Source organism: Sinorhizobium chiapasense (genome assembly GCF_045277575.1).
In the GTDB taxonomy this organism is placed as follows: domain Bacteria; phylum Pseudomonadota; class Alphaproteobacteria; order Rhizobiales; family Rhizobiaceae; genus Ensifer; species Ensifer chiapasense_A.
Map to the genome: position 1 here is coordinate 529,380 of NZ_CP144206.1, position 24,068 is coordinate 553,447.

21 protein-coding genes are annotated in these 24,068 nt (G+C 62.8%); 13 read left to right on the forward strand and 8 right to left on the reverse strand.

The window, feature by feature from the left end:
• Window positions 1–30 precede the first annotated feature (30 nt).
• Both QM996_RS21310 and QM996_RS21315 read right to left on the reverse strand, forming a co-directional pair.
• The gene (locus QM996_RS21310) at window positions 31–1,146 is read right to left on the reverse strand and encodes a hypothetical protein (RefSeq protein ID WP_334198054.1); all 1,116 of its coding nucleotides are present in this window, start codon (window positions 1,144–1,146) and stop codon (window positions 31–33) included.
• A complete protein-coding gene (locus QM996_RS21315; RefSeq protein ID WP_334198744.1) occupies window positions 1,143–1,796 on the reverse strand; it encodes a N5-glutamine methyltransferase family protein in 654 nt (217 codons plus the stop codon). The genes QM996_RS21310 and QM996_RS21315 overlap by 4 nt, the downstream gene beginning before the upstream one ends.
• A gap of 270 nt (window positions 1,797–2,066) precedes the next feature.
• Between QM996_RS21315 and QM996_RS21320 the strand changes: the two genes are divergently transcribed.
• The 11 genes from QM996_RS21320 to QM996_RS21370 all read left to right on the forward strand — a co-directional run bounded on the left by QM996_RS21320 (window position 2,067) and on the right by QM996_RS21370 (window position 15,298).
• On the forward strand, window positions 2,067–3,386 hold the full coding sequence (locus QM996_RS21320) for a lipopolysaccharide biosynthesis protein (RefSeq protein ID WP_334198055.1): 1,320 nt from the start codon (window positions 2,067–2,069) through the stop codon (window positions 3,384–3,386).
• Complete coding sequence (locus tag QM996_RS21325; protein WP_500270469.1) at window positions 3,376–4,524, forward strand: GNAT family N-acetyltransferase; 1,149 nt, start codon at window positions 3,376–3,378, stop codon at window positions 4,522–4,524. The genes QM996_RS21320 and QM996_RS21325 overlap by 11 nt, the downstream gene beginning before the upstream one ends.
• A 126-nt stretch (window positions 4,525–4,650) precedes the next feature.
• Window positions 4,651–6,264, forward strand: coding sequence for a GumC family protein (locus QM996_RS21330; RefSeq protein ID WP_334198746.1), 1,614 nt, complete (start codon window positions 4,651–4,653; stop codon window positions 6,262–6,264).
• Window positions 6,265–6,277: 13 nt separating this feature from the next.
• On the forward strand, window positions 6,278–7,606 hold the full coding sequence (locus QM996_RS21335; protein WP_334198056.1) for an O-antigen ligase family protein: 1,329 nt from the start codon (window positions 6,278–6,280) through the stop codon (window positions 7,604–7,606).
• Window positions 7,599–8,360 carry a polysaccharide deacetylase family protein gene (locus tag QM996_RS21340; RefSeq protein ID WP_334198057.1) on the forward strand — a complete coding sequence of 254 codons (762 nt, stop codon included), beginning with the start codon at window positions 7,599–7,601 and terminating at the stop codon, window positions 8,358–8,360. Before QM996_RS21335 ends, QM996_RS21340 begins: the two co-directional genes overlap by 8 nt.
• Window positions 8,361–8,369: 9 nt before the next feature.
• Window positions 8,370–9,629: a glycosyltransferase family 4 protein gene (locus tag QM996_RS21345; RefSeq protein WP_334198058.1), complete on the forward strand. Its 1,260-nt coding sequence runs from the start codon at window positions 8,370–8,372 to the stop codon at window positions 9,627–9,629.
• Between the two features lie 262 nt (window positions 9,630–9,891).
• On the forward strand, window positions 9,892–11,055 hold the full coding sequence (locus tag QM996_RS21350; RefSeq protein WP_334198747.1) for a glycosyltransferase family 4 protein: 1,164 nt from the start codon (window positions 9,892–9,894) through the stop codon (window positions 11,053–11,055).
• A 136-nt stretch (window positions 11,056–11,191) separates the two neighbouring features.
• Window positions 11,192–11,581 carry a VanZ family protein gene (locus QM996_RS21355; protein ID WP_334198059.1) on the forward strand — a complete coding sequence of 130 codons (390 nt, stop codon included), beginning with the start codon at window positions 11,192–11,194 and terminating at the stop codon, window positions 11,579–11,581.
• Between the two features lie 54 nt (window positions 11,582–11,635).
• Window positions 11,636–12,634, forward strand: a complete 999-nt coding sequence (locus tag QM996_RS21360) for a glycosyltransferase family 2 protein (RefSeq protein WP_334198060.1) — start codon at window positions 11,636–11,638, stop codon at window positions 12,632–12,634.
• The gene (locus QM996_RS21365) at window positions 12,631–14,799 is read left to right on the forward strand and encodes a glycoside hydrolase (protein WP_500270470.1); all 2,169 of its coding nucleotides are present in this window, start codon (window positions 12,631–12,633) and stop codon (window positions 14,797–14,799) included. The genes QM996_RS21360 and QM996_RS21365 overlap by 4 nt, the downstream gene beginning before the upstream one ends.
• 79 nt (window positions 14,800–14,878) lie before the next feature.
• The gene (locus tag QM996_RS21370; protein ID WP_334198061.1) at window positions 14,879–15,298 is read left to right on the forward strand and encodes a CBS domain-containing protein; all 420 of its coding nucleotides are present in this window, start codon (window positions 14,879–14,881) and stop codon (window positions 15,296–15,298) included.
• 69 nt (window positions 15,299–15,367) lie between these two features.
• On the opposite strand, the gene QM996_RS21375 is transcribed toward QM996_RS21370, so the two are convergent.
• The 6 genes from QM996_RS21375 to QM996_RS21400 form a co-directional block, all read right to left on the reverse strand.
• A complete protein-coding gene (locus QM996_RS21375; RefSeq protein ID WP_334198062.1) occupies window positions 15,368–16,075 on the reverse strand; it encodes an OmpW/AlkL family protein in 708 nt (235 codons plus the stop codon).
• A gap of 192 nt (window positions 16,076–16,267) precedes the next feature.
• Window positions 16,268–17,014: an ABC transporter ATP-binding protein gene (locus tag QM996_RS21380; protein ID WP_334198749.1), complete on the reverse strand. Its 747-nt coding sequence runs from the start codon at window positions 17,012–17,014 to the stop codon at window positions 16,268–16,270.
• Window positions 17,008–17,820, reverse strand: coding sequence for an ATP-binding cassette domain-containing protein (locus QM996_RS21385; RefSeq protein ID WP_334198063.1), 813 nt, complete (start codon window positions 17,818–17,820; stop codon window positions 17,008–17,010). Before QM996_RS21385 ends, QM996_RS21380 begins: the two co-directional genes overlap by 7 nt.
• Entirely contained in the window at window positions 17,817–18,668 is an 852-nt protein-coding gene (locus QM996_RS21390; protein WP_334198064.1) for an ABC transporter permease, read from the reverse strand. Before QM996_RS21390 ends, QM996_RS21385 begins: the two co-directional genes overlap by 4 nt.
• On the reverse strand, window positions 18,665–19,579 hold the full coding sequence (locus tag QM996_RS21395) for an ABC transporter permease (RefSeq protein ID WP_500270526.1): 915 nt from the start codon (window positions 19,577–19,579) through the stop codon (window positions 18,665–18,667). The genes QM996_RS21390 and QM996_RS21395 overlap by 4 nt, the downstream gene beginning before the upstream one ends.
• Window positions 19,580–19,848: 269 nt before the next feature.
• Complete coding sequence (locus QM996_RS21400; protein WP_334198065.1) at window positions 19,849–21,393, reverse strand: ABC transporter substrate-binding protein; 1,545 nt, start codon at window positions 21,391–21,393, stop codon at window positions 19,849–19,851.
• A gap of 483 nt (window positions 21,394–21,876) precedes the next feature.
• On the opposite strand from QM996_RS21400, the gene QM996_RS21405 reads away from it, so the two are divergent.
• Window positions 21,877–22,950, forward strand: coding sequence for a LacI family DNA-binding transcriptional regulator (locus QM996_RS21405; protein ID WP_334198066.1), 1,074 nt, complete (start codon window positions 21,877–21,879; stop codon window positions 22,948–22,950).
• Entirely contained in the window at window positions 22,947–23,969 is a 1,023-nt protein-coding gene (locus QM996_RS21410; protein WP_334198067.1) for an ABC transporter substrate-binding protein, read from the forward strand. Before QM996_RS21405 ends, QM996_RS21410 begins: the two co-directional genes overlap by 4 nt.
• The last annotated feature ends 99 nt before the right edge of the window (window positions 23,970–24,068 follow it).

A 24,068-nucleotide genomic window follows, 5' to 3' on the forward strand; every position in this document is an offset into this window, starting at 1 on the left:
GGTTGCTGTAGAACTTTGATCTTCTGCATGTCAGTCGAACTGACCCGCGATCAGCCGGCACCAGTGTTCTCCGGCAATGCCGTTGAAGAAGCCTTGGCCATCCCGGCAGGCCTGGACGATTGCCGGGTCACGGGAGTGAAGCACCGTCGAGGCGACGTGGACGAAGGCAATCCGACGTCCGAGCATCGCTTCCATGAGCGCCGGCTGCGTCCGTCCTCTGAGGCCCGGAAGACCGCGTTTGGAGGCGTGGTCGACGAGACAGTCGATAACCGGACCGGCCTGGCCCGGCAGCGCCAGCACCTGTAGTACCCGCCCGATTTCGCCCGCCCTGGCGTAATAGGCGAAAGCGCCGATGAGTGTGCCGGTGCGCGCGGCGACCAACGCATAGATGAGCTTGCCCTGTTCGGGCTTTTGTTCCGCGTCGCCGAGAATATAGTCGAGCTGCCCTTCGGCCCATTCTGGGCGAAGCGGAAACTGGGCGATGAAGCGATCGACCACGGCGGCAAAGCCGTTGCGATCTGTTTCCTGGGTCGTGAAGCCGGCCTGGCTGGTGCCGGCGGCAGACACGGCGGACCAGCGTTGCTCGCCGGGCGCCATGCGCTTGCGATAGGCGCCGTCAACAGCCCGCGCGAAGGGGGCCGCAAGCCGTGCCGGCTTGATGCGGTTCGACGCAACACTCAGGCTGAAAGAAGCGGGTTGAATGACGCGCACCCAATCGAGACTGTATTGCGGCAGGACGACGCCGCGGAGGCGTGTCCACATCTGTGTCGAGACGTCGCTTGCGGTCTCACTGAAGGAGAGATCCTGTGGGCCGGCGAGAAAGGCCTTGAGAATGCGCGCTCCGGCAAGGGGATCGTTCTCGCGATCCTCGACCATCAGCGAGCCGCAGATTGCCGCGCGCAGCCGGCGGCCATTCAGCACCATCGGCAGCACATTGACGCCGACAAATCCGGAAATGACGCCCTTGTCGTTCACATGGACGAGCGGGCGTATCTCCGGATCGCAACCCGGCGCATCGAGGTAGAGCTGCCGCATATAATCGGCAAGCGCTGGCGGCGGCGTGCTCTGGTCGTTGCGGAACACCCGCTGGAACATGCCCGCAATCGCTGGGATGTCCGCGCGTTGGAGCGAACGAATGTCGCTCATTTGGGTGAACTTCCGGTCCGGTCGTCGATTTTCCTGACGATGGCGACACGCGGCTTGCCGTCGCGATCGGTCGCAAATGTCACCGGTTCATAGGTTTTGATGCGCGACAGAAGTGCTGCGGCCTGACGATCCTGGCCCTCGCCAAACTCGAACAGCAGCCAGCCGCCCGGCTTCAGAAAGGTAACGGCGTCACGGACCAACCGCTGGTGAATGGATATGCCGTAGGGACCGCCGTCAAAGGCCTCGCGCGGCTCGTTTTCGAGCAGATGCGCCCGGTCTCCCTCAAGGCGTCCGGTCGAGATGTAGGGCGGGTTGCAGACGATCATGTCGACCGTGCCTTCGAGATTGTCGCCTTCGAAGGCGGCGAAGAGATCGCCCTGCCGGATGGAGACGCGTGCGCCTGTCGCGAGCCGGTCGACGTTGCGGCGCGCCAGCGCGACGGTGCTGTCCGTGAGGTCAGCGCCCCAAATGCGGGCAGAGGGGACGTCGTTGGCGATGCCAAGCGCGAGATTACCGGAGCCGCAGCACATGTCGATCACGGTCGGTGCCGCCGGGCCATCGGCGAGGATAGACACTGCTTTTCGCCCGAGAAGTTCCGTTTCTTCGCGCGGAACGAGAACGTCGGGTGCAAGTTCGAGGTCCACGCCCATGAAGCGATGCAGACGAATATGATTGTCGTTGTGCGGCACGGCCACCCCCTCGCGTCCTCGGTCGAATTGTTCCTGGATAAATCTATGGACGCGCAGTGCTGCAGACTATGGTAATCGGGTAAACGAAGCTCAAATGCGATTGCGGCGCGTGCGTTAACCGCGCAATCATCTCTGTCTGCTACCTTGCGCAGCGACCAGAGGGGATTGCTCGCTGTCATTGAGTGCGCTTTTGCGCAATGATCGGCGGGTTGGTGTCAAGGGCAGATCGGAATGGCTTCGGAAGGTGTGAAGGAACGCGCGCACAAACCGCTCCTCTCGATGATCATGTCCTATGCTGCATCCGGCGGCAGTCTCGTCATCGGATCCGCCGCCCAGCTCTTGACGTTTGCAATTCTGGCGCGCTGGCTCGGCGTACATGAGTTCAGCGTTTTCGTCGCAATTACCGCTGTCGCCAACATTGCGGTACATCTGTGCGGTCTTGGCGCAATGGAGTGCCTGGTGCGCCGTGTGGCGCGCGATCGCCATATGTACCCGCGCATGCTCGGGCACAACATTCTGCTGACGGCTGTAAGCGGTGTGATCCTGGTTCTGCTCGGCGCGGCCGTGCTGCCATTCTTCTTCACCTTGTCATCGGATCCCGCGACCAATGTTACCGTCATCACACTGATGCTCACCACCAACATCGTCTTCGTCCGCGTCATCGTGCTGGCGGAGCAGATCTTTCTCGCCCATTCCAATTTTGCCTCGGCAAACAAGATCGTCGTCGGCTTTGCCGTTGCGCGCACCATTGCCGCGGCGCTCGCCTGTATCGCCTTCGGGGTTGCGACGGTCGCCTCCTGGGCGGTGTGGCAGTTCATCTGCCATGTGCTGGTGGCTGCCGGATGCTGGCGCGCCGTCAAGGGGCTGGGGCGTCCGTCCTATGGCATCGTGCGCGAAGAACTGCCGCTAGGGCTCTATTTCAGCATCCCCTTCATCCTGCGCGCCGTTAGGCAGAATGCCGACCTTCTGGTGCTGAGCCTCGTGGCGAGCGCCGAGGTGATGTCGAGCTACAGCGTCGCGCGGCGCATGCTGGAGAGCAGCTATCTTTCGGTCGAGGCGCTGAACCGGTTGATCTATCCGGGTTCCGCAAAGGCGACCGCAGCCGGGCTGCATCATGCGTTCGAGCGCGTGCGCAAGGTATTTCTCGCCGCCACCTCGATCAGCATAGCCGCCGCCATCGCGGTCTTCGTGCTCGCGCCGGTTCTGCCCTACCTCTTCGGCAAGGATTACGTCTCTCTCGTTTCCTTCGTCCGTATCCTCTGCTGGGTCGTTGTGCCGCTCGCCATGTGGTCGGTGGCGATGGAGGCGCTCGGCGCGTCTGGCCACCATCCGGCGCGCGCCTCGGTCATGGGGCTCGGCAGCGTATTTGGCGCGGCGCTCACGGCCTGGGCTACCTGGTACGCACCGCCGGCCGGAACGTTCATCTCCTTCTACGTCATCGAAATCGCGATGGTCATCGTTTCCTGGGCCGTTTTCCTGCGCTTCGTACGACGCGATAGGGAACAGGCCGGCGGCGCGCCCCTGGCGGCGAGGATGGCCCATGAAGCTTGAAGCCGGGAACATCCAGGCCGCAAGGCCGCTCGCACGGGAAATGGTCCGCCTGGGCAACGTACGGGCGATGGAGCCCCGGGATATCCCCGTCGTCAGCAGCATGTTCACCCGGATCTTTCGCAAGCGCGAAGGAGCAGCAAGCGAAGAGCTTCGGCAGTATATCGAGACCATCTTCTTCGGCAGCCCGCTCTATACCCCGGAAAACGGCAGCATCGTCTATGACGATGGGACCGGCGGTATCGGCAGCGCCATCCTGGCGCTTCCCATGGAGTTCACGGTCAACGGTCGCCGGACAGTAGCGAAACTGTTGTGCGCCTTCATGTCCGAAGGCAAGGCCGGCGCAGTCGGCGCGGCCTGCCTTGCCCGCGCCATGCGCGCCGCCAAACAGGATATGTGCTTTTCGGACAATTCGTCGCCGGTCAGTGCGGATCACTGGGTGGCTGGCGGCGGTGTCGTACTGCCGATACAGAGCCTCGATTGGCGTCGCTCCTTCCGGCCACTCAAAGCCTGGGCTCTGACGGTCGGCCGACAGGTACCGCTTCTCCGATCGAGCGTCGTCTTGGGGCCGCTCGCGGTTGCCGATCGAATTCTGCGCCGCCGCCGACCCAGGACGAAGCCGGATGCCGCCGCCGGTTGCGCAACGCGCGCCATCGATCCCGCGGCCTTTGTCGAGTGCGCCGAGCCGATGCTCCAGCGCTTTGCCGTCAGACCCGTCTGGTCGAGGAGCGAATTCAACTGGCTGACGGCAGTCGCCGGTTTGAACACTACCTTGGGCGAACTCTTCTGCCGGGAGGTCCTGAACGAGAGCGGGCGCGTGATCGGCGCCTATCTCTATTTCGGCAAGGTCGGTGAGACGGCGACGGTTCTCAATATCGTCTGCGAGGCGGGCCGTGAGTTCGACGTCACCGCACAAATGTTTCATTCGCTTGATGCGGAGGGCTACGCCTTTGCCGTCGGCAGTGCGCAGCCATTTCTGATGAATGCGATCTCGCGCCAGAGATGGCTCTCCTTCCATCATCGCGGATATTTCTGCATGGTGACACGGCACGCAGATCTCAAGGATGCCGCCCAGCGGAACGATATCTATGTCGGCGGACTGGCGTCGGAAAGTTGGAGCCGATTGCTGACCGACTTCTGACCCCGGCGTTAAGCGGCGATCCCGCCGTTTAACGGAATATTCACCCTACAACTCTAATTCTGCGATGGAAGGCGGCTCGCGGGGTCACGATCTTCGCGTCTTGATGGGCGTGCGTGAGGGATGCTTATGTATAGGCCGGACGAGGCCGAAAAACGGAGGCCCAGCCGTCCGGTGCACGATCAGGGTGTGCCGGTCGCGAGAGGCTCGTTGCTCGATCTGCTGTCTCCTGACTTACCGGAAGCAGGGCTGGGGGACGAGAAGCCCGCAGTCGCCCGACCGCGAGATGGCGGCCCTTCGGAAGCATCGCGGCGCCAGGTCAGTGCCGTGGTGCCAACGCCACCGCGTCGCGACAGTTATTTCCCCGGATTGAACGAACTCGGCAACATCGGCATCGACGATATCGTCGGCTGGCTGCGGGAAGGGCTCCGCTGGATCGTCATCGCCGTGATGCTCTGCGTGGCCGCCGCGCTCGCCTATGCGATGACGGCGACGCCGCGCTACAGCGTCTATACCGACATCGTTGTCGATCCCTCCAATCTGAATGTCGTCAGCGACGACGTTTTTACTTCCAATCCGCAGCGCGACGCGCAGTTGCTGGAGGTGGAAAGCAAGCTTCGCATTCTGACATCGCGCAACGTGCTGTCACGCGTGATCGACCAACTGCGCCTCTCCGAGGATCCGGAGTTCGTGAAACCCTCGGTCTTCGGTTCGCTGAAGAGCCTCTTCTCGACGAAGGCAGAACAGCAGGCAGGCAAAGAGCTTGCCGCGATGCGGGCGCTATCGGAGCGGGTCGAAGCGCGGCGCGAAGAGCGCTCCTTCGTCGTGGTGATGAAGGTCTGGAGCGAAGAGGCGGCGAAGGCGGTAACGCTGTCCAATGCGATCGTCGCGGCCTTTGAGCGGGAGCTGTTTCAGTCTGCCGCCGAAAGCGCCGGTCGCGTTGCTCAGAACCTCAATGCGCGGCTTGATGAATTGCGCCACAACGTGACCGCGGCCGAGAGGGCCGTCGAGGATTTCCGCCGCAAGAATGGTCTCCAGTCCACCAATGACGGCCAGCTTGTCAGCAATCAGCTTTCGAACGAACTGAACACGCAGGTTCTCGATGCTCAACAGCGCTTCATCCAGGCGGAGACGCGCTATCGGCAGATGAGCGATGCGATTGCGCAGGGTCGCACCGCGAGCGCTTCGGAGTTCGAATCCGTCAACATGACGAACCTGCGCGAGCAGTATAACCTGCTGCAACAGCAGATCGCCTCGATGCAGCGCACTTATGGCGAGCGGCACCCGCGCCTCGTCAATGCCCGCTCCGAGCGCACGACCCTGGAAGGGGCCATGGCCGACGAGGCGCGGCGCATCCTCGATCGCGCCAAGGCGGACATGGATCGCGAGCAGCAGGCTTTCGCCGCCTTGCGTGCCAAGGCAAGCGACGAGAAATCGAACGTTTTCTCCGACAACGAGGCCCAGGTGCAGCTTCGGGATCTCGAGAGAGATGCTCGAGCCAAGGCTGCGATCTACGAGACCCATCTGGCGCGCGCTCAGCAGATTACCGAGCGCCAGCAGATCGACACGACCAATGTCCGCGTGATCTCGCGCGCCTTGCCGCCGAACGCGCGGAGCTGGCCGCCGCGTACGTTGATCCTGCTCGCGGGCGGCGTGATCTTCGGCCTCGCACTTGGCATCGGCCTGGCCCTGACGCTGGGGCTCTGGCGCTTCCTGCGCGCACGCCGGCCCGTAGCGGCCTGAGAGAGGGGACGGCATGACGAGCGCCGTCTACCGCGACGAGAGCCCGGCGGACCTGCTCCGCGCCCGCATAGGGACCGTGCTCTTCATGGCGACGTTCCTGTTTTTCTGGATAACGACCACGCCCTTCATCGACCTGACCGGAGCGGCGGTGCTGGATCCTTCTGCTGGCAATTCCAATCGCTTGAACCAGATCGTATCGCTTGCACTCTTTGCGGGCATGCTCGCCTATGGGCTCGCGCACCCGCTGCGCGGTATCATTCTGCAGCCGCGGCTGTTGCTGGCCGTGCTCTACATCTGGTTCCTGTTCGTCTCCGCGATTTCGGCCTATCCGATGTTCGGAATCAAGGGAACCGTGCTCGCGGTGATGGTGACCATCAACGCCAGCGTCTATCTGCTGCTGCCAGCTTCAGAGCGGCATTTCGCCAAGATGCTCGGCATCGGCACCCTGTTCATGCTGGCGGTCGCCTATTACGGCATTCTCTTCAAGCCGTCGCTTGCAATCCACCAGGCCTCCGAACTGCGTGAACCAATGAACGCCGGCCTTTGGCGCGGCCATTTCCCCCACAAGAACAGTGCCGCCGCGGCCATGGTGATTGCTGCTTTTTTCGGCCTCTTCGTCATGAACGTCTGGTCGCGACTGGCCGGTCTCGCCATCGTTGCCCTGTCGTTCAACTTCCTGCTCCATACGGGCGGCAAGACCTCGACCGCCATGCTGCCGGCGATCGTGTTGCTTGCCTGGATTTTCGAGCGATTCCGCTTCCTGCGCATCCCGATCGTTATCGGGGGGGTCGGTCTGTTCAATCTCTTCGCCGTTGGCTCCGCGGTGTTCAAGCCACTCAGCGATTTCGTCACCGAGCTTGGCATCGATGCAACCTTCACCAATCGTGCCGACATCTGGCGCTTCGCCTTTACGGCGCTCGCCGAGCAACCGATCACCGGCTACGGTTTCAAGGCTTTCTGGCAGACGTCGGAACTCGTCAATAGCGGTGGCTCGATCGAAACCTGGGCGGTGGCGGCCGCAAACGGTCACAACTCCTATCTCGACATCGCTCTGACGACGGGTTTTCCCGGATTGTTGCTGACGGTGATCTGGCTGCTGGTCCTGCCTCTACGCAACATTGCGCGTCTGGCACCGGCCGAGGAACATTCCCATCTCACCCGGCTCTATATCCGCGTCTGGCTCTACACGATCTTCAACGCCGGTCTCGAGAGCCTGTTCTTCGAGGGCGGCAACCTCCTGTGGTTCACTTTCCTCTTTTCCCTCTACGGCCTGCACCTACAGTCGCGCGCGGTTCTTTCGGTGGCCCCGCAGCAGGTAAAATCCGGAGCCGTCTATGTCTGATCTCCTGCAAACCGTCGGCGGCCTTGTCGATCGCCTCGCCAACCGGTTGATCTGGCGCTTCGCGGCCAAGCCGCGCGATGTCGTGACCGATGTGCCGCTGATTTCCTTCACCTTCGATGACGTGCCGGACAGTGCACTTCATAACGGGGCGACGATCCTCGAACGACACGGCGTGCGAGGCACGTTCTACATCGCTGGCGGGCTGGCCGGGCGTGTCGAAGTTGATCGCACGCTGATCTCGTCGGACGGATGCGCCGATCTCGCCGATCGAGGCCACGAAGTCGGCTGCCATACCTATTCCCACACCAAGATCAGGCGCATGAGCGGTGGCGGCCTTGCCCGCGACCTCGACCGCAATGCCGATTATCTGAAGCGCAGCGGTGTCAATGCGGCTGCGACGAACTTCGCGTTTCCCTACAATGCCGCCTGGCCGATGGCGCGCCGCGAACTGGGGCGGCGCTACCGCACCTGCCGCGCGGCCGGCGAAAGCGTCAATCGCACGGCCGTCGACCCGCTGATGCTGAAGGCCGTGGAGATCCGCCAGCCGGAGGCGGATGCACGAGCGCTCACCGGATGGATCGACGATGTGGCCGCTCGGCCCGGCTGGCTCGTGTTCTTTACCCACGACATTACCGCCCGCCCGACGCCCTATGGCTGCACGCCGGAGACCTTCGAGCACCTCGTTCAGCACGCGGTCTGCAAGGGCTGCGTGGTCCTGCCGGTCGAGCAGGCGCTCGACAGGCTCGGCTGGTAGGAGAGCGCCATGTCTGATCATCGGAGCGGCAACGGCAGGCTGCTCGCAATCAACAACTACTTCTATCGCCGCGGCGGCGCCGAAGCGGTGTTTTTCGACCATATGAAGATGTTTGGCGAGATTGGCTGGGACGTGGTGCCCTTCGCCATGCAGCATGAGGACAACGAGCCTTCGCCGTGGTCCGACCACTTCGTCTCCGAGATCGAATACGGCCGGCGCACCAATCTGTTGCGCAAGGTCGTGCAGGCGGCAAGCGTCATCTATTCGCGCGAGGCCCAGCGCAACATCGACCGGCTGATACACAGTGTCCGGCCCTCGATCGCCCATGCCCATAACGTCTACCATCACCTGTCGCCGGCGATCTTCTCGACGCTGAAGCAGGCCGGCATTCCCGTTGTCATGACAGCGCACGACCTGAAGCTTGCCTGCCCCTCCTACAAGATGCTGCGCGACGGCGCCGTCTGCGAGGACTGTCGCGGCGGACACGTCTACAACGTCTTGCGCCATCGCTGCATCAAGGGCGAGCTGACGCTGAGTGCCGTGGTACTTGCGGAAACGCTGGTCCACCGCGCGCTCGGCCTCTACCGCAACCAGGTGGATCGCATCGTCGTGCCAAGCAAGTTCTACGTCGAGAAGTTGGTCGAGTGGGGATGGCCGCGCGAGCGCATGGTCCACATCCCGAACTTCGTCGATGTCGACGACTACTCCGACCAATGGGCTGAAAGCGACTACTTCGTCTTTGCCGGACGCCTGGCGCCGGAGAAGGGCTTGGCGACCTTGATAAGAGCTGCCGCATCATCACGCCAGCGGGTGGTGATCGCCGGAACCGGCCCTGAGGAAGCGATGCTTCGCCGGCTCGTCGAACAGACCGGAGCCAATGTCACCTTTGCCGGCTATCTCTCCGGCCAGGCGCTGCATCGGCTGATTGGGGAATCGTGTGCCCTGGTTCTGCCGTCCGAATGGTACGAGAACGCGCCGATCAGCGTGCTTGAGGCCTATGCGTTGGGAAGACCCGTTATTGGTGCCTCGATCGGCGGCATCCCCGAAATGATCCGAGAAGGAGAGACCGGGATGACTGCCCTATCCGGTGACGCTGACGATCTGGCGCGGGTCCTGACGCGCATGGCGGCGCTCACGGTCTCCGACCGTACGGCCATGGGGGCCGCGGGTCGGCGTTGGATCGCCAGTGAATTCTCGGCCGCCGCCTATCGCGACAAAACCCTTGACCTCTATGCATCGCTCGGGGCGGGAGAGGGGCGGCGCCGTTAACCGTCGCGCGCAATTTGTAGTAATGTGGGCTCGCCGTATGGATTTCGGTCAGTTATATGAGTGGTGAATGAAATATTTACTTGGTTGATAAGTATTTCGCCGTGAAATCGAGTACGGACAACCTTCGAGGCGACGCATGAGCAGTAACTCTGATGTCTCGCGATGTCACCACCAGCAGCCGGTGATTGCACAGGAGATCGCGCAATCCGGGTTGCCCGAAGGGCGCGGGCAGAAGCCGCGGCGCGGCGCAGCTCACTCTGGAATGCGACGGGGCCTGACTGCCCAGAATGGAGCCGTTGCAGCCAGAGGCGAGCGCAAGCGGGTGATGATGTTGGGATTGCGCGGTATTCCGAACGTACAGGGGGGTGTCGAAAAGCATGTCGAAATGCTCGCCGACAAACTTCTGGGCCACGGCTGGGATGTCGAGGTCGTCGGGCGCCGGCGCTATCTTAATGATGGCGACTGCCACGCCTGGAACGGAGTGGAGGTGATCCCCCTTTGGTCGCCACGCCGCATGGCTCTGGAGGCGCTCGTTCACACGTTTCTCGGCGTATGTCTTGCCGCCTGGCGTCGGCCGGACGTATTGCATATCCACGCCATCGGCCCGGCTTTGATGACGCCGCTTGCGCGTATTTTCGGGCTGAAGGTCGTCGTCACCCATCATGGCTACGACTATGACCGGCAGAAATGGGGCGCCTTCGCCAAACGGACGCTGAAGCTCGGCGAGTTCCTCGGCATGCGGTTCTCGAATGGGCGCGTGGCGATATCGCAGGATATCGTTCAGACGATGCGTGTGCGTCATCGTGTGTCGATGGCGCTGGTGCCGAATGGGGTGGCGATTACGCCGCCGTCCGGTAATGCCGGCATCCTCCACGAATTTGGCCTGACGCCTCGGCGTTACATCCTGCTTGCCGCGCGATTGGTCCCGGAGAAGCGGCAGCTCGATCTCATCAGAGCTTTCGCGAAATGTGGATTGACGGATGTCCGGCTCGTTATCGCCGGCGGCGCGGAGTTTGAGACACCCTATGTCCTGGAGATGAGGACCCTCGCCGACGAGGTGCCGGGGGTTGTGCTTACGGGCTTCCAGTCCGGCGACCGGCTGGCGGAGCTCTTCGCCAATGCCGCCCTGTTCGTGCTGCCTTCAAGCCATGAGGGCATGCCGATCGCGCTGCTGGAGGCCATGGCCTACGGTCTGCCCTTGCTGGCAAGCGACATCGTTCCCAACCGGGAACTGGATCTTGCGCCCGACGAGTATTTTCCACTGGGCGACATCGATGCGCTTGCGGCCGGGATCGCCGCAAAGCTTGCCGCACCGCTCAGCGACGACGACGTGCGCGAGCGCGCGGCTCATGCGGAAGCTACCTACAGTTGGACAAACGTGGCGCAAAAGACCGCGGCAGTGTATAGCGCATTGCTGGCAAAGTAGGCCGACCTTCGCGTTCGCCGGATCCCTGCCAATTTAAGTGCGACAGCACCCGGCCTTTCGAACGAGCAGGTGGGCGCCGTCGTGGACCGTTCGACGATTGCCGTGCTTTGCACGCCGCCTGGAAGACAAGCTGACAATGAACATCAAACGCGCTGCCGGCCTTTTCGCATGGCTCCTCCTTGCCGTGATCGCCTATTCGACGATATCGCCCCTCGAATTGCGGCCGCGCATCGGACATCTCGTCCATCTCGAGCGGTTTGGCGCTTTCGGCCTGCTGGGACTGTTGTTCGCGATCGCCTATCCGAGACAGATCGGGCGCGTCCTGGTTCTCGTGCTCGCCACCGCGATCGGCTTCGAACTCCTGCAGATGATTTCGGCGGATCGCCATGCGCGCGTGACGGATGTCGCCGTCAAGCTTCTCGGCGGTGCCTGCGGCGTCTTTTCCGGGTGGCTCGTCGTCCGCTATCGGCCCCAACTGCTCGCTTTGCTGGGGCGGATAAACCAAAACGCAAAATATCGCAGCTAGTATCGACGACAACCTGAACGCGTTGCGAACGCACTGCTGATATTGGGGGATCGATTGGCAGTATCCGTCATCATCAAGACGCTGAACGAAGAGAAGCGCATCGGTGCCACCATCGAGAGCGCGCTCAAGGCGCTCGAAACCGTTGGCGGTGAGGTCATCGTCGCCGACAGCGGCTCCTCGGACAGGACCATCGAGATCGCCTCGCGCTACCCGGTGGTGATCGCCCAGATCAGTCCGCCGGCGCGGCCAAGCTGCGGAATCGGTCCACAGCTCGGCTTCCAGTATTCCCGTCACGAGCACATCTGTCTGCTCGATGGCGACATGCTGCTGGACGACGATTTTCTCGAGGTGGCGGAGGCGTTCCTGGCCGATGATCCGGAGGTCGCAGGCGTCACCGGTCACGTGCAGGAGATGCTGACGTCCAACCTCGAATTTGCCCGGCGGGTCACGCGCAATGCGCCGGAGAACCGTATCGGCGCGATCGACCGCATGAATGGTGGCGGCCTCTATCGGCGCGCGGCGATCGAGGCCGTCGGCTATCTCTCCGACCGCAATCTCCACGGCTATGAAGAGTTCGACCTCGGCATTCGGTTGCGCAGTGCCGCCTGGAAGCTGCATCGCCTCGACCGGCGCTTCGTTCAGCATTTCGGCCATACGGAGAATTCCTACCGGCTTCTCGTTCGGCGCTGGAAGAGCAAGTATCTGTTCGGCATCGGCGAGTTGCTGCGCGCCTCGATCGGCCAGCCTTATTTCTTCCAGCTCATCAGGGAATTGCCGGAACTCAAGCTCTGGGCGCTGGTCTATCTCTGGTGGGCAGCATCGCTTGGCCTGCTGCTGTTCATGCCCAGCAAGACCGTCGCCCTCGGCGCAGTCCTTGCAATCCTTGCCGGCGTCGTCGGGCTCATGAGCCTGCGCAAGGGGGGACTTGGCATGGGACTTTATACGGTCGTCGCCTGGTTCTTCCATGCGGCGGCGCTGCCCGTCGGCTTCTTCAGGGCGCGCCGCAAGCCCGATGCGCCGATCGAGAGCAAGTTGCTTGGAGCCCCGGCGTGAACGCGCGAGCGCTGTTTGCCGCGGCAGCGGTGCTTCTGGCATTCGGCCCTTGCGTACACGCATCCGATCAGTGGCTTCCGGTGCGCGAAGTTTCGCTCGAGCTTCGGAAAGGCAGTCCGCTTGATTTCTCCTCTTTCCTGCCGAATACCACGATCGACGCCGACCATCGTCTCGTCGCCGGCGCCAATGGCCGGCTCGCATTCGCGCGCTCGCTCGAAAAAGCTGAAAGGATGCTTTGCGCTTCGCTCGCCTGGAGCCCGGCCTCCGGCGGATTTCCCGATCACGACACGGCCGACCGCTACGCCCGGCAACTGGCGATGCACGGCTACAATCTTGCCCGCCTGCATTTCGTCGATGCCAGCCTGATGTTCGGCCGCGACAAGGATTTCGACTACGACCCCGAAACGCTCGACCGCATCCACTATCTGCTGGCGGCGCTGAAGAAGAACGGCATCTACTGGATGATCGATGGCCTCTCGTCGCTGCGCGGCGCCTATGGCGGCTTCGACGATCGTTGGGACGATGGAGGAAACCTCAAGCTCGAGCTGTTTGTCGATGACCGGGCGTTCGATCACTGGAAGCGCATGCAGGAGACGATCCTTGGGCGCGTGAACCCCTATACGGGCGTCGCGCCCATCCGCGACGATGCCCTGGCGGTCGTCATCCTCGCCAACGAGAACGGGATGGAGTTCGACACCGTCGTTCACGATCGGCCAGGAAAGGCGCCCTACGATCCGCTGCTCGCGAAGCCGTTCAATAACTGGCTGGCGAAACGCTACGGCTCCACCGACGCCTTGGCCAAGGCGTGGCCCGACCTTCGCCCTGACGAGACGATCGAGGCGAGATCCGTTGAGCTCCCGGCCGATCGCTATGTCCACAGCCCGCGGCTGCGCGATCTGCAGGCCTTCTTCATCGAGACGGAACGGGCAGGGACCGTGCGCATGAGCGAGGTCCTGCGCGGGCTTGGCTACCGCGGTCTGATCAGCAATTACAACAATTGGCCGACGATCCAGGCGTCTCTCAGCCGGCGCGGCCTCGAAGCCGTGACCATGAACAGCTATCACGACTGGGTCAGCGGCTACGCGCCGGGAAGCAAAACCACGCAGGCAAGCTCCATTGCCGACGGGGTGAACTATATCCGGATGATCGCGGCGGCGCGCTGGCTCGGCAGGCCTTTCGTGATCAGCGAGTATGATCACCTCTTCTGGAACCGCTACCGCTACGAGGCGGGGCTGGCGATGCCGGCCTACGCGGCACTGCAAGGTTGGGACGCGCTCTGCCGTCATGGTCACGGCCCGATCGTTCTCGCCTATGGCGAACCTTTCGCCCACAAGAAGGCGATGCTTCCCTACGCCATCGCGCTCGATCCGGTCGCGCGCGCCGGCGAGACGCTGGCGGCGCTGCTTTACCGCCGCGGTGACGTTGCGACATCGGACCTGACTGTCCCGTTTGCCATGCGTGGCGAAGAGGATCTTTCCGACGATATGCAGGCGCGCGAACCGGAATATCTGACGGACATCGCGCTGATCGGCCGGATCGGTCTGGAAGACCTGGAGGGCCTCGGCGAAGCGCCTGCTGTGTTGCAACCACGACAGCAAAGCAGCGAAGGGGTTCTCGACAAGCTGCGCCAAACCGGCGCGCTCGCGAGCGACAACAGCACGAACATCGATGCCGGCATCTACCAGAGCAGCACCAGCGAGATCCTCTTGAACCGTTTTGCCGGACAATTGCGGGTGGCAACGGCGGCAACCGAAGCCGCAGCCTATTCGTCACTGCGGGAGCCGATCGATCTCGGCGTGTTGCGCATCGAAAGGGCGGATGGCAACGGGCTCGTCGCGCTCTCGGCGCTCGGCGCGGACGCGTCGCTGGCGACGGGCCGTCGTTTCCTCGTGATTCTGGCGACCGATGCGCAGAACACCGATATGACCTTTCGTGACGCCGAGGAGAAGGTGATCGAGGACTTCGGACGATTGCCGGTCCGGATCCGCGCAGGCTATGCCGACCTTTCGCTGGAGCGGAGCGCCGAGAGCTGGAGCGTTTCGCCGATCGGTCTCGATGGCACCGTGCATCCGCCGGTCGTGGAAGGGAAGGGTGCCGTCACCTTCCGTCTCTCAAACGATGTTCCCTCCGGCCCGACGACCTATTTCCTTCTGGAGCTGCAATAGAGAGCTACCGTCGTCCCGGATCAATGAATGGCCACGATGTCGGCCTACGCTCCGCCGCTTTCATGCAATGGAGGTTACAATGAGAATATCGGAAGCCATGCATCCCGGGGCTCGCTGGATCTCTCCCGACACCGATCTCAAGACGATCGCGCGCATCATGCGGGATGAGGATATCGGCGCCTTGCCCGTCGGCGAAAACGACCGCCTGATCGGCATGGTCACGGACCGCGATATCGCCTTGCGCGCCTTCGCCAACGGGCGCGATCCTGCTTCGATGACGGCGCGCGACGTCATGACCAGGGATATCGTCTATTGTCGTACGAGCGAAACGATCGAGCACGCCGTCCATCTGATGGAGGCGAAACAGGTCCGGCGCCTTCCCGTGATCGATCAGGACAAGCGCATGGTCGGCATGCTGTCTCTCGGCGACATATCGCATGCGAGCAGCAGGCGACTGACGGGCGAACTCGCCCGGGCAATTTCGGCCCATCACCTTTGAGATCCGGCATAATGACTGCGGCGCCGTCCTCGGCGCCGCAAACGGTCTGTTTGATCGGTCCGGAGAGGATCAGAAGCGGTAACTAATGCCCGTGCCGATCAGCCAGGGGTCGAGCTTGACCTTGCCGCTCACCGCGCCAGCGCCGGGTAGTGTTGCGTTGACTTCGGGCTCCAGGAACAGTTTCTTGACGTCGAAGTTCAGCCCCCAATGTTCGTCGAGCTTGATGTCGACGCCGGCCTGCAGCGCCACGCCGAAGGTGTTCTTCATGTTGAAGCTCGAGAAGTCGCCGCGGCGCTTTTCGTTGTAGAACATCGTGTAGTTCACGCCGGCGCCGATGTAGGGCTTGATCGTTTCCGTCGCGTTGAAATGGTATTGCAGCGTCAGGGTCGGCGGCAGCAGCCACGTCTTGCCGATTTCGCCGAGACCGGCGATCGAGCCGCTGCCGCGCGCCGTGTGCGGCGTCGTGCCGAGGATCAGTTCGGCCGCGATGTTGTCGGTGAAGAAATAGGTGATGTCGAGTTCGGGCACCACGGAATTACTGACCCCGACCTTTTCGCCGTTAAGTGCCGCGCCGTTCAGCGAGAGCGAAGCTTTGTCGTCGGGCAGGACGGCCAGTGCGCGGGCGCGGATCATCCATGGGCCCGGTTCGCTGGCGAGAGGCATTTCCGGCGCCGCGACCACACTCGGCTCGGCGAGATCCGCCGCCGTGGCGATTGCGAGCGGCGCCGCAAGCGCGGCGAAGAAGACGGCAGATGGCAAGATGGCGCGAATAGGCATGATTTCCGGACCCCCAGAAGAGTTTGAACATCGCCGGTCAGGGCGTTCGGCGGCAGGGCATCTGCGGCCGGCGGCACTATGCTCAACATGGGGGTCCCAGGGGTTGTCCTGGATCAATGCGGTCGCGAATCGACAAGCCCTTGGGGAGAAAGGGAATTCGCCTTGGCGGATGATGACTATCCCAAGCCCTTGTCAGGCGGGCATGCGCGGGATGCTGGCAAGCAGCCGCTGCGTATAGGGGTGCTTGGGGTTGGTCAGAATGTCGCGGGTCTTGCCGCTCTCGACCACCCGGCCGCGCTCGAGAATGACCATTTCCTCGCAGAGGGCTGCGACGACGCCGAGATCGTGGGAGACGAAAACTAGCGTCAGTTTTTCGGCGAGCGTCTTGAAGAGTTCAACGATGCGGATGCGGGTTGAAAGGTCCAGCGCGCTCACCGCTTCGTCCGCCAGCACGATCTGTGGACCGGCGACGATCGCGCGGGCAATGGCGATGCGCTGGCGCTGTCCGCCGGAGAATTCGTGCGGATAGCGCTGCATGGCGTCGAGTGGCAGGCCGACCGCTTCGAGCGCTTCGGCGACCGCTTGTGCCCGATCCCCCGGAATACGCAGCGAGCGCAGCGGTTCGGCGATGATGTCGACGACACGTTGGCGTGGATCAAGCGACGAATAGGGGTCCTGGAACACCGGCTGCACGGCGCGCCGATAGCGACGCATGAAGGTGCCGTCGCCGGGGTCGAGCCGTTCGTCGCCGAAACGGATGGTGCCGCTCGTCGGCCGAACGAGCCCGAGCATGAGGCGTAGAAGCGTCGTCTTTCCAGATCCGGACTCGCCGACGAGACCGACGCTCACGCCGGGGCGGACGGAGAGCGAAACGTCGTTGAGCGTGGTCTGCTGGCGCGAATAGCCGAAGCTGACGTTTTGAAGATCGAGCATCATGATCCGGTTGTCCCCAGCGCTTCGTCGAACAGGCGGGCGGCTTCGACCAGCGTCTTGGTGTAGTCGTGTCGAGGCTTGCCGAAAACCGCGCCGACCGCGCCTTCCTCGACTGCGAGACCATTGCGTAGCACGATGACACGCTCCACCACCTGCGCAACGACGGGCAGGTCATGGCTGATGAACAGAAGTGCCATGCCCGTTTCGCGAACCAGGCGGTCGAGAAGTGCGAGGATTTCTGCTTGCGTGGTGACGTCGAGCGCCGTCGTCGGTTCGTCGGCGATCAGCAGCTTTGGGCGGCAGGCGAGCGCCATGGCAATGGCGACCCGCTGACGCTGACCGCCGGACACTTCATGCGGATAGGAATTCGCGATGCGTTCGGGTTGCGGCAATGCCACCTTGTCGATGAGGTCCCGGACTTCGCGGTTTATGACTTCCGTCGTTACCTTGCCGCCCTCGCGCTCCAGGCGCCGACGGACCGGCTCGGCGATCTGCCGGCCGATTTTCATCAGCGGGTCCAGAGCGGTCAGCGGCTCCTGAAAGACGACGGCAGCGGCAACACCGCGCAAGCGGTTCATGACCCTATCGGTGGCGCCGACGACCTGTTGCCCGTCGAGTTCGATCGAACCGGCTACGCGGATCGAGGGCGGCAGCAGACCGGTCGCAGCCATAGCGGTCATCGACTTGCCGGAACCGGACTCACCGATCAGTCCGATGCGCTCGCCGGGGCGAATCGTGAAGGAGAGATCGGACACGAGCGGCTTGTCGTTGGCGCGAATAGTGAGAGCCCGGATATCGAGAAGCGCCTTCATCGCGATCTCCCGCGTGTCGGATCGGCGATATCGCGCAGCCCGTCGGCGAGAAGGTTCATGCCGATGACGAGCGCGACCAGCGCGATACCGGGAGCGATCGCGCCGATCGGTGCCGTATAGACCGTGCCCTGGGCTTCCTGAAGCAGCCGCCCCCAGGAGGCGTTCGGTGGCGGCGCGCCGAGGCCGAGATAGGAAAGTGATGCCTCGGCGATAACGGCGAGGCCAAATTGCAGGGCAAAGTTGACCGAGAGCGTCGGCCAGATGTTCGGAAGCACATGGCGGAAAACCACACCCACCCAGGATGTCCCCGACGTGCGCGAGGCGATGATGTAGTCCTGCCGGAGCACGCGCTTGGCGAGGATGCGGGTCAGCCGCGCGACGATGGCAGAGATGGCAAGACCAAGGGCCAGGATCGCAGTCCAGAGGCCGGCGCTGTCGCTTGCCGCCACCACCAACATTGCCAAAAGCAGGGTCGGGAAGGCGATCAGGATGTCGAGCGTTGCGGCCATCACGTCGTCGGCAAGGCGCGTGGCGAAGGCGGCGAGCACGCCGAGACTGACGCCAATCGTGGCACCGATCGCCACCGCGCCGGTGCCGACAAGGAGCGCGGTGCGCGCGCCGATCATCAACTGCGTGAGCAGATCGCGCCCCAGTCGGTCGGTTCCGAGCCAGTGGAGGAGCGACGGCGCTTCCAGCCGTCCGCCCGAGGCGTTCAACGGATCATAGGGTGTCCACAACAGCGTCAGCACTGCCACGGCGAGGTTGATGCCGACGAGCACGAGCCCGACGGTGAGTGCCAGCGAATGCCGGCGCTGTCGCGTGGAAACGGATGTCTCGACCGGGCTCATGCGCGGCCTCCGACGGCGCGTTCGCGCAGGCGCGGATCGATCAGGCGCTGGGTAAGATCGGCGGCGAAACCGATCAGAAGCACAAGAAGGGTGGAGATGAACAGCACGCCTTGAACGTTGGGATAGTCACGCTGTTCGATTGCGAGCAGCAGCATCGAGCCGAGGCCCGGCAGCGCGAAGACGCGCTCGACGACGACGGCGCCGAGCAGTGTCGTCGCGAGTTCGATGCCGAGAATGGAGACGATCGGCACCGCGCCGTTGCGGATGCCGTGGCGGATCAGGGCTTCCGGGAAGCTGGCGCCAAGGGCGCGCGCGGTGCGCAGATAGTCGCTGCCGAGGACGTCCTGCGTTGCCGAGCGCACGTAGCGCAGCAACGACGCGCCCATGACGAGCCCGATCGTGATGACCGGCAGCGCGAGTGCATAGAGCACCTGCCCCTCGTTCTGCCAGCCGCGCCGGGGAAAACCGCCCGAGGGGAACAAACGGAAGGTGACGGCAAAGACGGTGACGAGCAGGATGCCGACCCAGAAAACGGGAATGGCGATGCCGAGCTGCGACACCGTCGAAATCAGCCCGCCATACCAGCGGTTGGCCTTGACTGCCGAGAGGATGCCGAGTGGCACGGCGATCAGAATGGCAAGAAGGAAGCCCATCAACGCCAGCGGCACGGTGACGGTCAAACGCGCGGCGATCTCCTCGATCACGGGCTTGCCGCTGACGAAGGACGTACCGAGGTCGAAACGGGCGAGGCTGCCGGCAAAGCGCAGGAACTGCTGCCAGAGCGGCAGGTTCGAGCCGACCTGCTCGCGGGCTTTCTCGATCTGCGCGGCATCGGCGCCAACGGAGAGAAGCGCATTGGCGGGATCGCCGGGCAGCAGACGCAACAATACGAACAGCACCACCGCCGCGATCAGCAGCGACAGGAGCAGAATGGCAAAGCGGCGGACGAGATAGGTTAGAATGGCTGCATTCCTTTCTTCTCACGGGGGGGCCGTGATCAGAGATGTTGGCTTTTGCATCAAAACGGCGAGAGAGGCTAGAGCGAGGGCATTACTTTAGCAGAGCCTGTGCGTGGCGGGCCGAAACGTCTCGGATGAAGCCGAGCCATGCTCGCGGAACGCAAAAGCCCCTGGATCCGATCCAGGGGCCCTTGTCGCTATGAAAAGCGGAGATCGGTGGCTTATTGTTCGCTCTTCTTGATGCCGTAGGCGAAGAATTGCGAGTTCAGGCCGTTCACCGGATAACCCGACACGGCCGAGCTCGAAACGACGATCTGCGGGTAGAGGTAGAGCCAATCGCTGGCGGCATCCTCGGCGATGATCGTGTTGGCTTCCCGAAGCTTGGCGGTCTGCTCGTCGGTGGTGGCGGCCGCTTCCGAGGCCTTGATCAGGTCGACGACCTTGGGGTTGTTGTAACCCCAGTAGAAGTCCGGGTTGCCGTAGAAGACGATGTCGCGGTGGTTGACGTGTTCCTGCAGCGTCGCCTGGAAATCATGCGCCTTGTAGACCTTGGTGTACCACTCGTTGGCGGTGATCACGTTGATCTCGACCTTGATGTTGACCTTGGCGAGTTCGCTCTGAATGAACTGCGCGACGATCGGATGCGGATCGTAGTTCGGCGTGTCGAGCTTGAAGGTAAAGCCGTCGGCGAAGCCCGCTTCCTTCAGCAGCGCCTTGGCGCTTTCGACGTCATAGGCGTCGACGGCTGTCAGATCCACGTACCAGGGATCGGTCGGCGGAACGAAGGAGCCGATCAGCGTGCCGTATTCACCCCAGATCGACGTCAACAGCTTCTTGTCGTCGATAGCGCGCGCAATCGCCTTCCTGACCTTGACGTTGTCAAAGGGGGCGACGCGATCGTTGAAGGCGAGCAGTTCCTTGGTGGTCGACTGGCCGGCGGTGACGGTGAAATCGGGATTGTCCTTGAACTGGGCGATCGAGTCCGGGCTCTGGACGCTGGTGATGATGTCGACGGCGCCGGTCAGGAGCGCATTGTTGAGCGCGGTCGCGTCGGTGAAGTACTGGAAGACGACTTCGCCATTGGTGGGAGCTGTGCCCCAGTATTTATCGTTGCGGGTCAAGGCCAGCGACGAGCCGCGGCGCCATTCCTCGAGGCGATAGGGGCCGGTGCCGTCCTCGCTCGCATTCAGATCTTTCGCCGCATCGTTGACGATCCAGACGTAGCTCAGATTGTAGGGCAGCGAGATCGAGCGCTCCGAGAGCTTGACGACGACCGTCTGGTCGTCCGGTGTTTCGATCGCGCTGATCGTCGCGAGGCTCTTCTTGCGCGAGCTCTTCGATTGCTCGGCCGTCACGCGTTCGATGCTGTATTTGACGTCTGCAGCCGTCAGCGGATCGCCGGAGTGGAAGGTGACGCCGGGGCGAAGCTTGAAGGTATAGGAGAGGCCGTCATCGCTGACGTTTTGCTCGGCAACAAGGCCAGGCTGGACTTCGCCGGCGTCCGTCAGCGTGAACAGCGCTTCATAGACATTGCCGTTGAAGGCCTCGTTGATGCCCTGTCCGGCGCCGGCAGTATTGTCGAGGTTCTGCGGCTCATAGAGCGAGCCGATCGTGATCGAGGCGTTCGGGTCGAACTTCGCGTCCTCGGCCGAGACGGCCGTGCTCGACGAGAGAGCGAGCGCCAGCGTGGCGGCGGCGAGCCTTGAGCCCGGCGCCCGGAGGCCGTGTCCGGTGGTCTTGCCAAAGCCGATGTTATTGCCAGTCATGTCCCAAACTCCTGCATTATGCCTGTCGCGTGTTTCGCGTCGCCACCCAAGTGTACGCATCGGATGATTGCGATGCATCATACCTATTCCCTAGTAATTTAGTGGGAAAATTGGTTTCATTTGCCTGCCGAAGTTGAAAATTGTACCCGCGGCAGTGCCTTCCTGGCGAAGGCCTTTCCGATGGCGGTGAGAAGCGACCACTTGCCAGATATATCAGTAGGCGATGATAAGCCTCTTTGAATTCTAATGGGTTAGCACGTTCCGCTTGGCCCAAATCACCACCTTCTGCTCATCTGTCGCCGTGAAAGTCGCTGTCCGCAAGAGCGGTCAGCCGACCAGCTGACACCGGCTGATTGTCGTCCACAACGCGTTTCCCTCGAGAATTGCAAAATGCAACGAGTCGACAAAAGGATTCGACAGTCCCCGGATTCTGATATATCGCGTGATTAATCGTTTAATCACGCGATAGCGGAAACCACTGACTTGGCGCGTTCCGGACCAAAACTGACGAGGATTGCCAGAACGCTCGGCGTGTCCGCGGCCACGGTTTCGAACGCGCTCTCGGGCAAGGGACGCGTCTCCGCGGAGATGGTGGAAAAGATCCGCGCGACGGCTGCCGAACTCGGTTATGTGCCGAGCCAGGCGGGCAGGGCGCTGCGCACCGGCCGCACCGGTGTTATCGGCCTCGTACTTCCCGATATCGCCAATCCGCTCTTCCCGCAGATTGCCCAGGCGATCGAACTCGCCGCTTCCTCCTCCGGCTACGGCGTGCTGATCGCGGACTCGCGCGGCGACGTCTCGACCCAGACCAAGGCGATCGAGCGGTTGATCGATCGCGACGTCGATGGCCTGGTTATCGTGCCCCGGCGGGGCACCCGCATCGCCGATGTCGGCTGTCCGGTTGCCGTCATCGATACGCCATCAACGCCGGGCAACACGGTGGCCGCCGACCATTGGGGCGGCGGCCAGCAAATTGCCGAGCACCTGAAGGCGCTTGGGCATCGCCGCGTACTGATCATCGGCAACAATCCCGCCTCGAACGTGCAGAACGACCGCGCCGGCGGTATCCGATCGGTCTTCGGCGAGGGGTTCCACACCGATACGCTCTGGATCGAGCCGCTGGAGAAATTGGCTGGCAAGGGCTGTCCGCTCGGGCTCGCCGAAAAGGTGGCGGAAGGCTACACCGCCTTTGCCTGCATCTCCGATCTCCATGCGCTTCGGGCGCTGACCGAACTGCAGCGTGCGGGCATCAACGTGCCGGAGATGGCGAGCGTTACCGGCTTCGACGATCTCATCTGGTCGCCGGTCATCACGCCGGCACTGACGACCGCGCGCATGGACATGACCGAGATCGCCGCCATCGCCGTCGCCGCGCTCGTCAAGGCGATCCGCGAGCGCGACCCGTCCGATCCTGAAATCGGCGCACCGGTCACTGCCGAAAAGGCCAAGGTGCCGATGCACCTGGTCGTCCGGCAATCGGCCGCCGCACCACCTCAACTAATCCAAGCCACTGCCACCGCAGCCACATCCGTCACCGAAGGAGGACACCAGCCATGAAAAAGTTTCTGCTTGCCTCGAGCGCGCTCTTGCTCGCCGCCGCCCCAGCCGCGTCTGCTCAGGAAAAGACGCTGACCATTTCCGTCTATGGTTTTGCCCAGGATGCCTTCAAGGAACTCGTCTATACGCCGTTCGAACAGAAATGCGGCTGCAAGCTCGTCGTCGAGACCGGCAACAGCGTCGAGCGCTTGGCGAAGATGGAAGCCAACAAGGCAAGCCCGGTCGTCGACATGGCGGTGGTCTCGATGGCCGATGCGCTTTCAGCTTCCCGCGCCGGCCTGATCGAAAAGATCGACACCTCGAAGCTCCAGAACTTCAACAAGCTCTATGATCTCGCCAAGGACCCGAACAGCGACGGCATGAGCGTCGGCTACACCTTCTATGCGACCTCGATCGTCTATCGCTCGGACAAGATGGAGGTGAACTCCTGGGCCGATCTTCTCGACGAGAAGAATGCCAGCCACGTTGCCTTCCCGAACGTCACCACCAACCAGGGCCCGCCGGCGCTCTACATGGTCGGCGAAGCCCTCGGCAAGAACACGCCTGATCTCAAGGACGCGATCGCCGCCGTCGGCGCCAAGAAGGACGAAATCGTCACGTTCTACGTCAAGTCCTCGCAGCTCGTGCAGCTTATGCAGCAGGAGGAGATCTGGGCGGCACCGATCGGCCGCTTCTCCTGGGAAGGCTTCACTAAGCTCGATCTGCCGATCAAGTGGGCGACGCCGAAGGAAGGACAGACCGGCGGCATGAACGTGATGGTTTTGACCAAGGGCGGCAAGAACCAGGAGCTCGCGCTGCAGTTCATGGACTTCTGGCTCTCGACCGAAATCCAGACCGCGCTTGCCGAGAAGCTGGTCGACAGCCCGGCCAACAAGGACGTGAAGGTTTCGCCCGAGATCGCTGAAAATCTCACTTACGGCGAAGAGACCGTGAAGAACCTGAAGCTCATCCCGTCCGCCGTCGCCCTCGACAACCGCGAGGCGTGGCTCTCGGAGTGGAACGCGCAGGTCGGCCAGTAAGCCCAGACAAATGCTACCTCCGCCGGCGGGTACTGACCGCCGGTGGAGACCTCATGCGACGGGCGCAAGGACACACGCCCAGGAATGCCTTGAAAGGAA

Bases quoted from the DNA above. Each gene is read 5' to 3' on its own strand.
- QM996_RS21310 (WP_334198054.1), bottom strand. From the start codon at position 1,146: ATGAGCGACATTCGTTCGCTCCAACGCGCGGACATCCCAGCGATTGCG.
- QM996_RS21315 (WP_334198744.1), bottom strand. From the start codon at position 1,796: ATGGGCGTGGACCTCGAACTTGCACCCGACGTTCTCGTTCCGCGCGAA.
- QM996_RS21320 (WP_334198055.1), top strand. From the start codon at position 2,067: ATGGCTTCGGAAGGTGTGAAGGAACGCGCGCACAAACCGCTCCTCTCG.
- QM996_RS21325 (WP_500270469.1), top strand. From the start codon at position 3,376: ATGAAGCTTGAAGCCGGGAACATCCAGGCCGCAAGGCCGCTCGCACGG.
- QM996_RS21330 (WP_334198746.1), top strand. From the start codon at position 4,651: ATGTATAGGCCGGACGAGGCCGAAAAACGGAGGCCCAGCCGTCCGGTG.
- QM996_RS21335 (WP_334198056.1), top strand. From the start codon at position 6,278: ATGACGAGCGCCGTCTACCGCGACGAGAGCCCGGCGGACCTGCTCCGC.
- QM996_RS21340 (WP_334198057.1), top strand. From the start codon at position 7,599: ATGTCTGATCTCCTGCAAACCGTCGGCGGCCTTGTCGATCGCCTCGCC.
- QM996_RS21345 (WP_334198058.1), top strand. From the start codon at position 8,370: ATGTCTGATCATCGGAGCGGCAACGGCAGGCTGCTCGCAATCAACAAC.
- QM996_RS21350 (WP_334198747.1), top strand. From the start codon at position 9,892: ATGCGACGGGGCCTGACTGCCCAGAATGGAGCCGTTGCAGCCAGAGGC.
- QM996_RS21355 (WP_334198059.1), top strand. From the start codon at position 11,192: ATGAACATCAAACGCGCTGCCGGCCTTTTCGCATGGCTCCTCCTTGCC.
- QM996_RS21370 (WP_334198061.1), top strand. From the start codon at position 14,879: ATGAGAATATCGGAAGCCATGCATCCCGGGGCTCGCTGGATCTCTCCC.
- QM996_RS21375 (WP_334198062.1), bottom strand. From the start codon at position 16,075: ATGCCTATTCGCGCCATCTTGCCATCTGCCGTCTTCTTCGCCGCGCTT.
- QM996_RS21385 (WP_334198063.1), bottom strand. From the start codon at position 17,820: ATGAAGGCGCTTCTCGATATCCGGGCTCTCACTATTCGCGCCAACGAC.
- QM996_RS21390 (WP_334198064.1), bottom strand. From the start codon at position 18,668: ATGAGCCCGGTCGAGACATCCGTTTCCACGCGACAGCGCCGGCATTCG.
- QM996_RS21400 (WP_334198065.1), bottom strand. From the start codon at position 21,393: ATGACTGGCAATAACATCGGCTTTGGCAAGACCACCGGACACGGCCTC.
- QM996_RS21410 (WP_334198067.1), top strand. From the start codon at position 22,947: ATGAAAAAGTTTCTGCTTGCCTCGAGCGCGCTCTTGCTCGCCGCCGCC.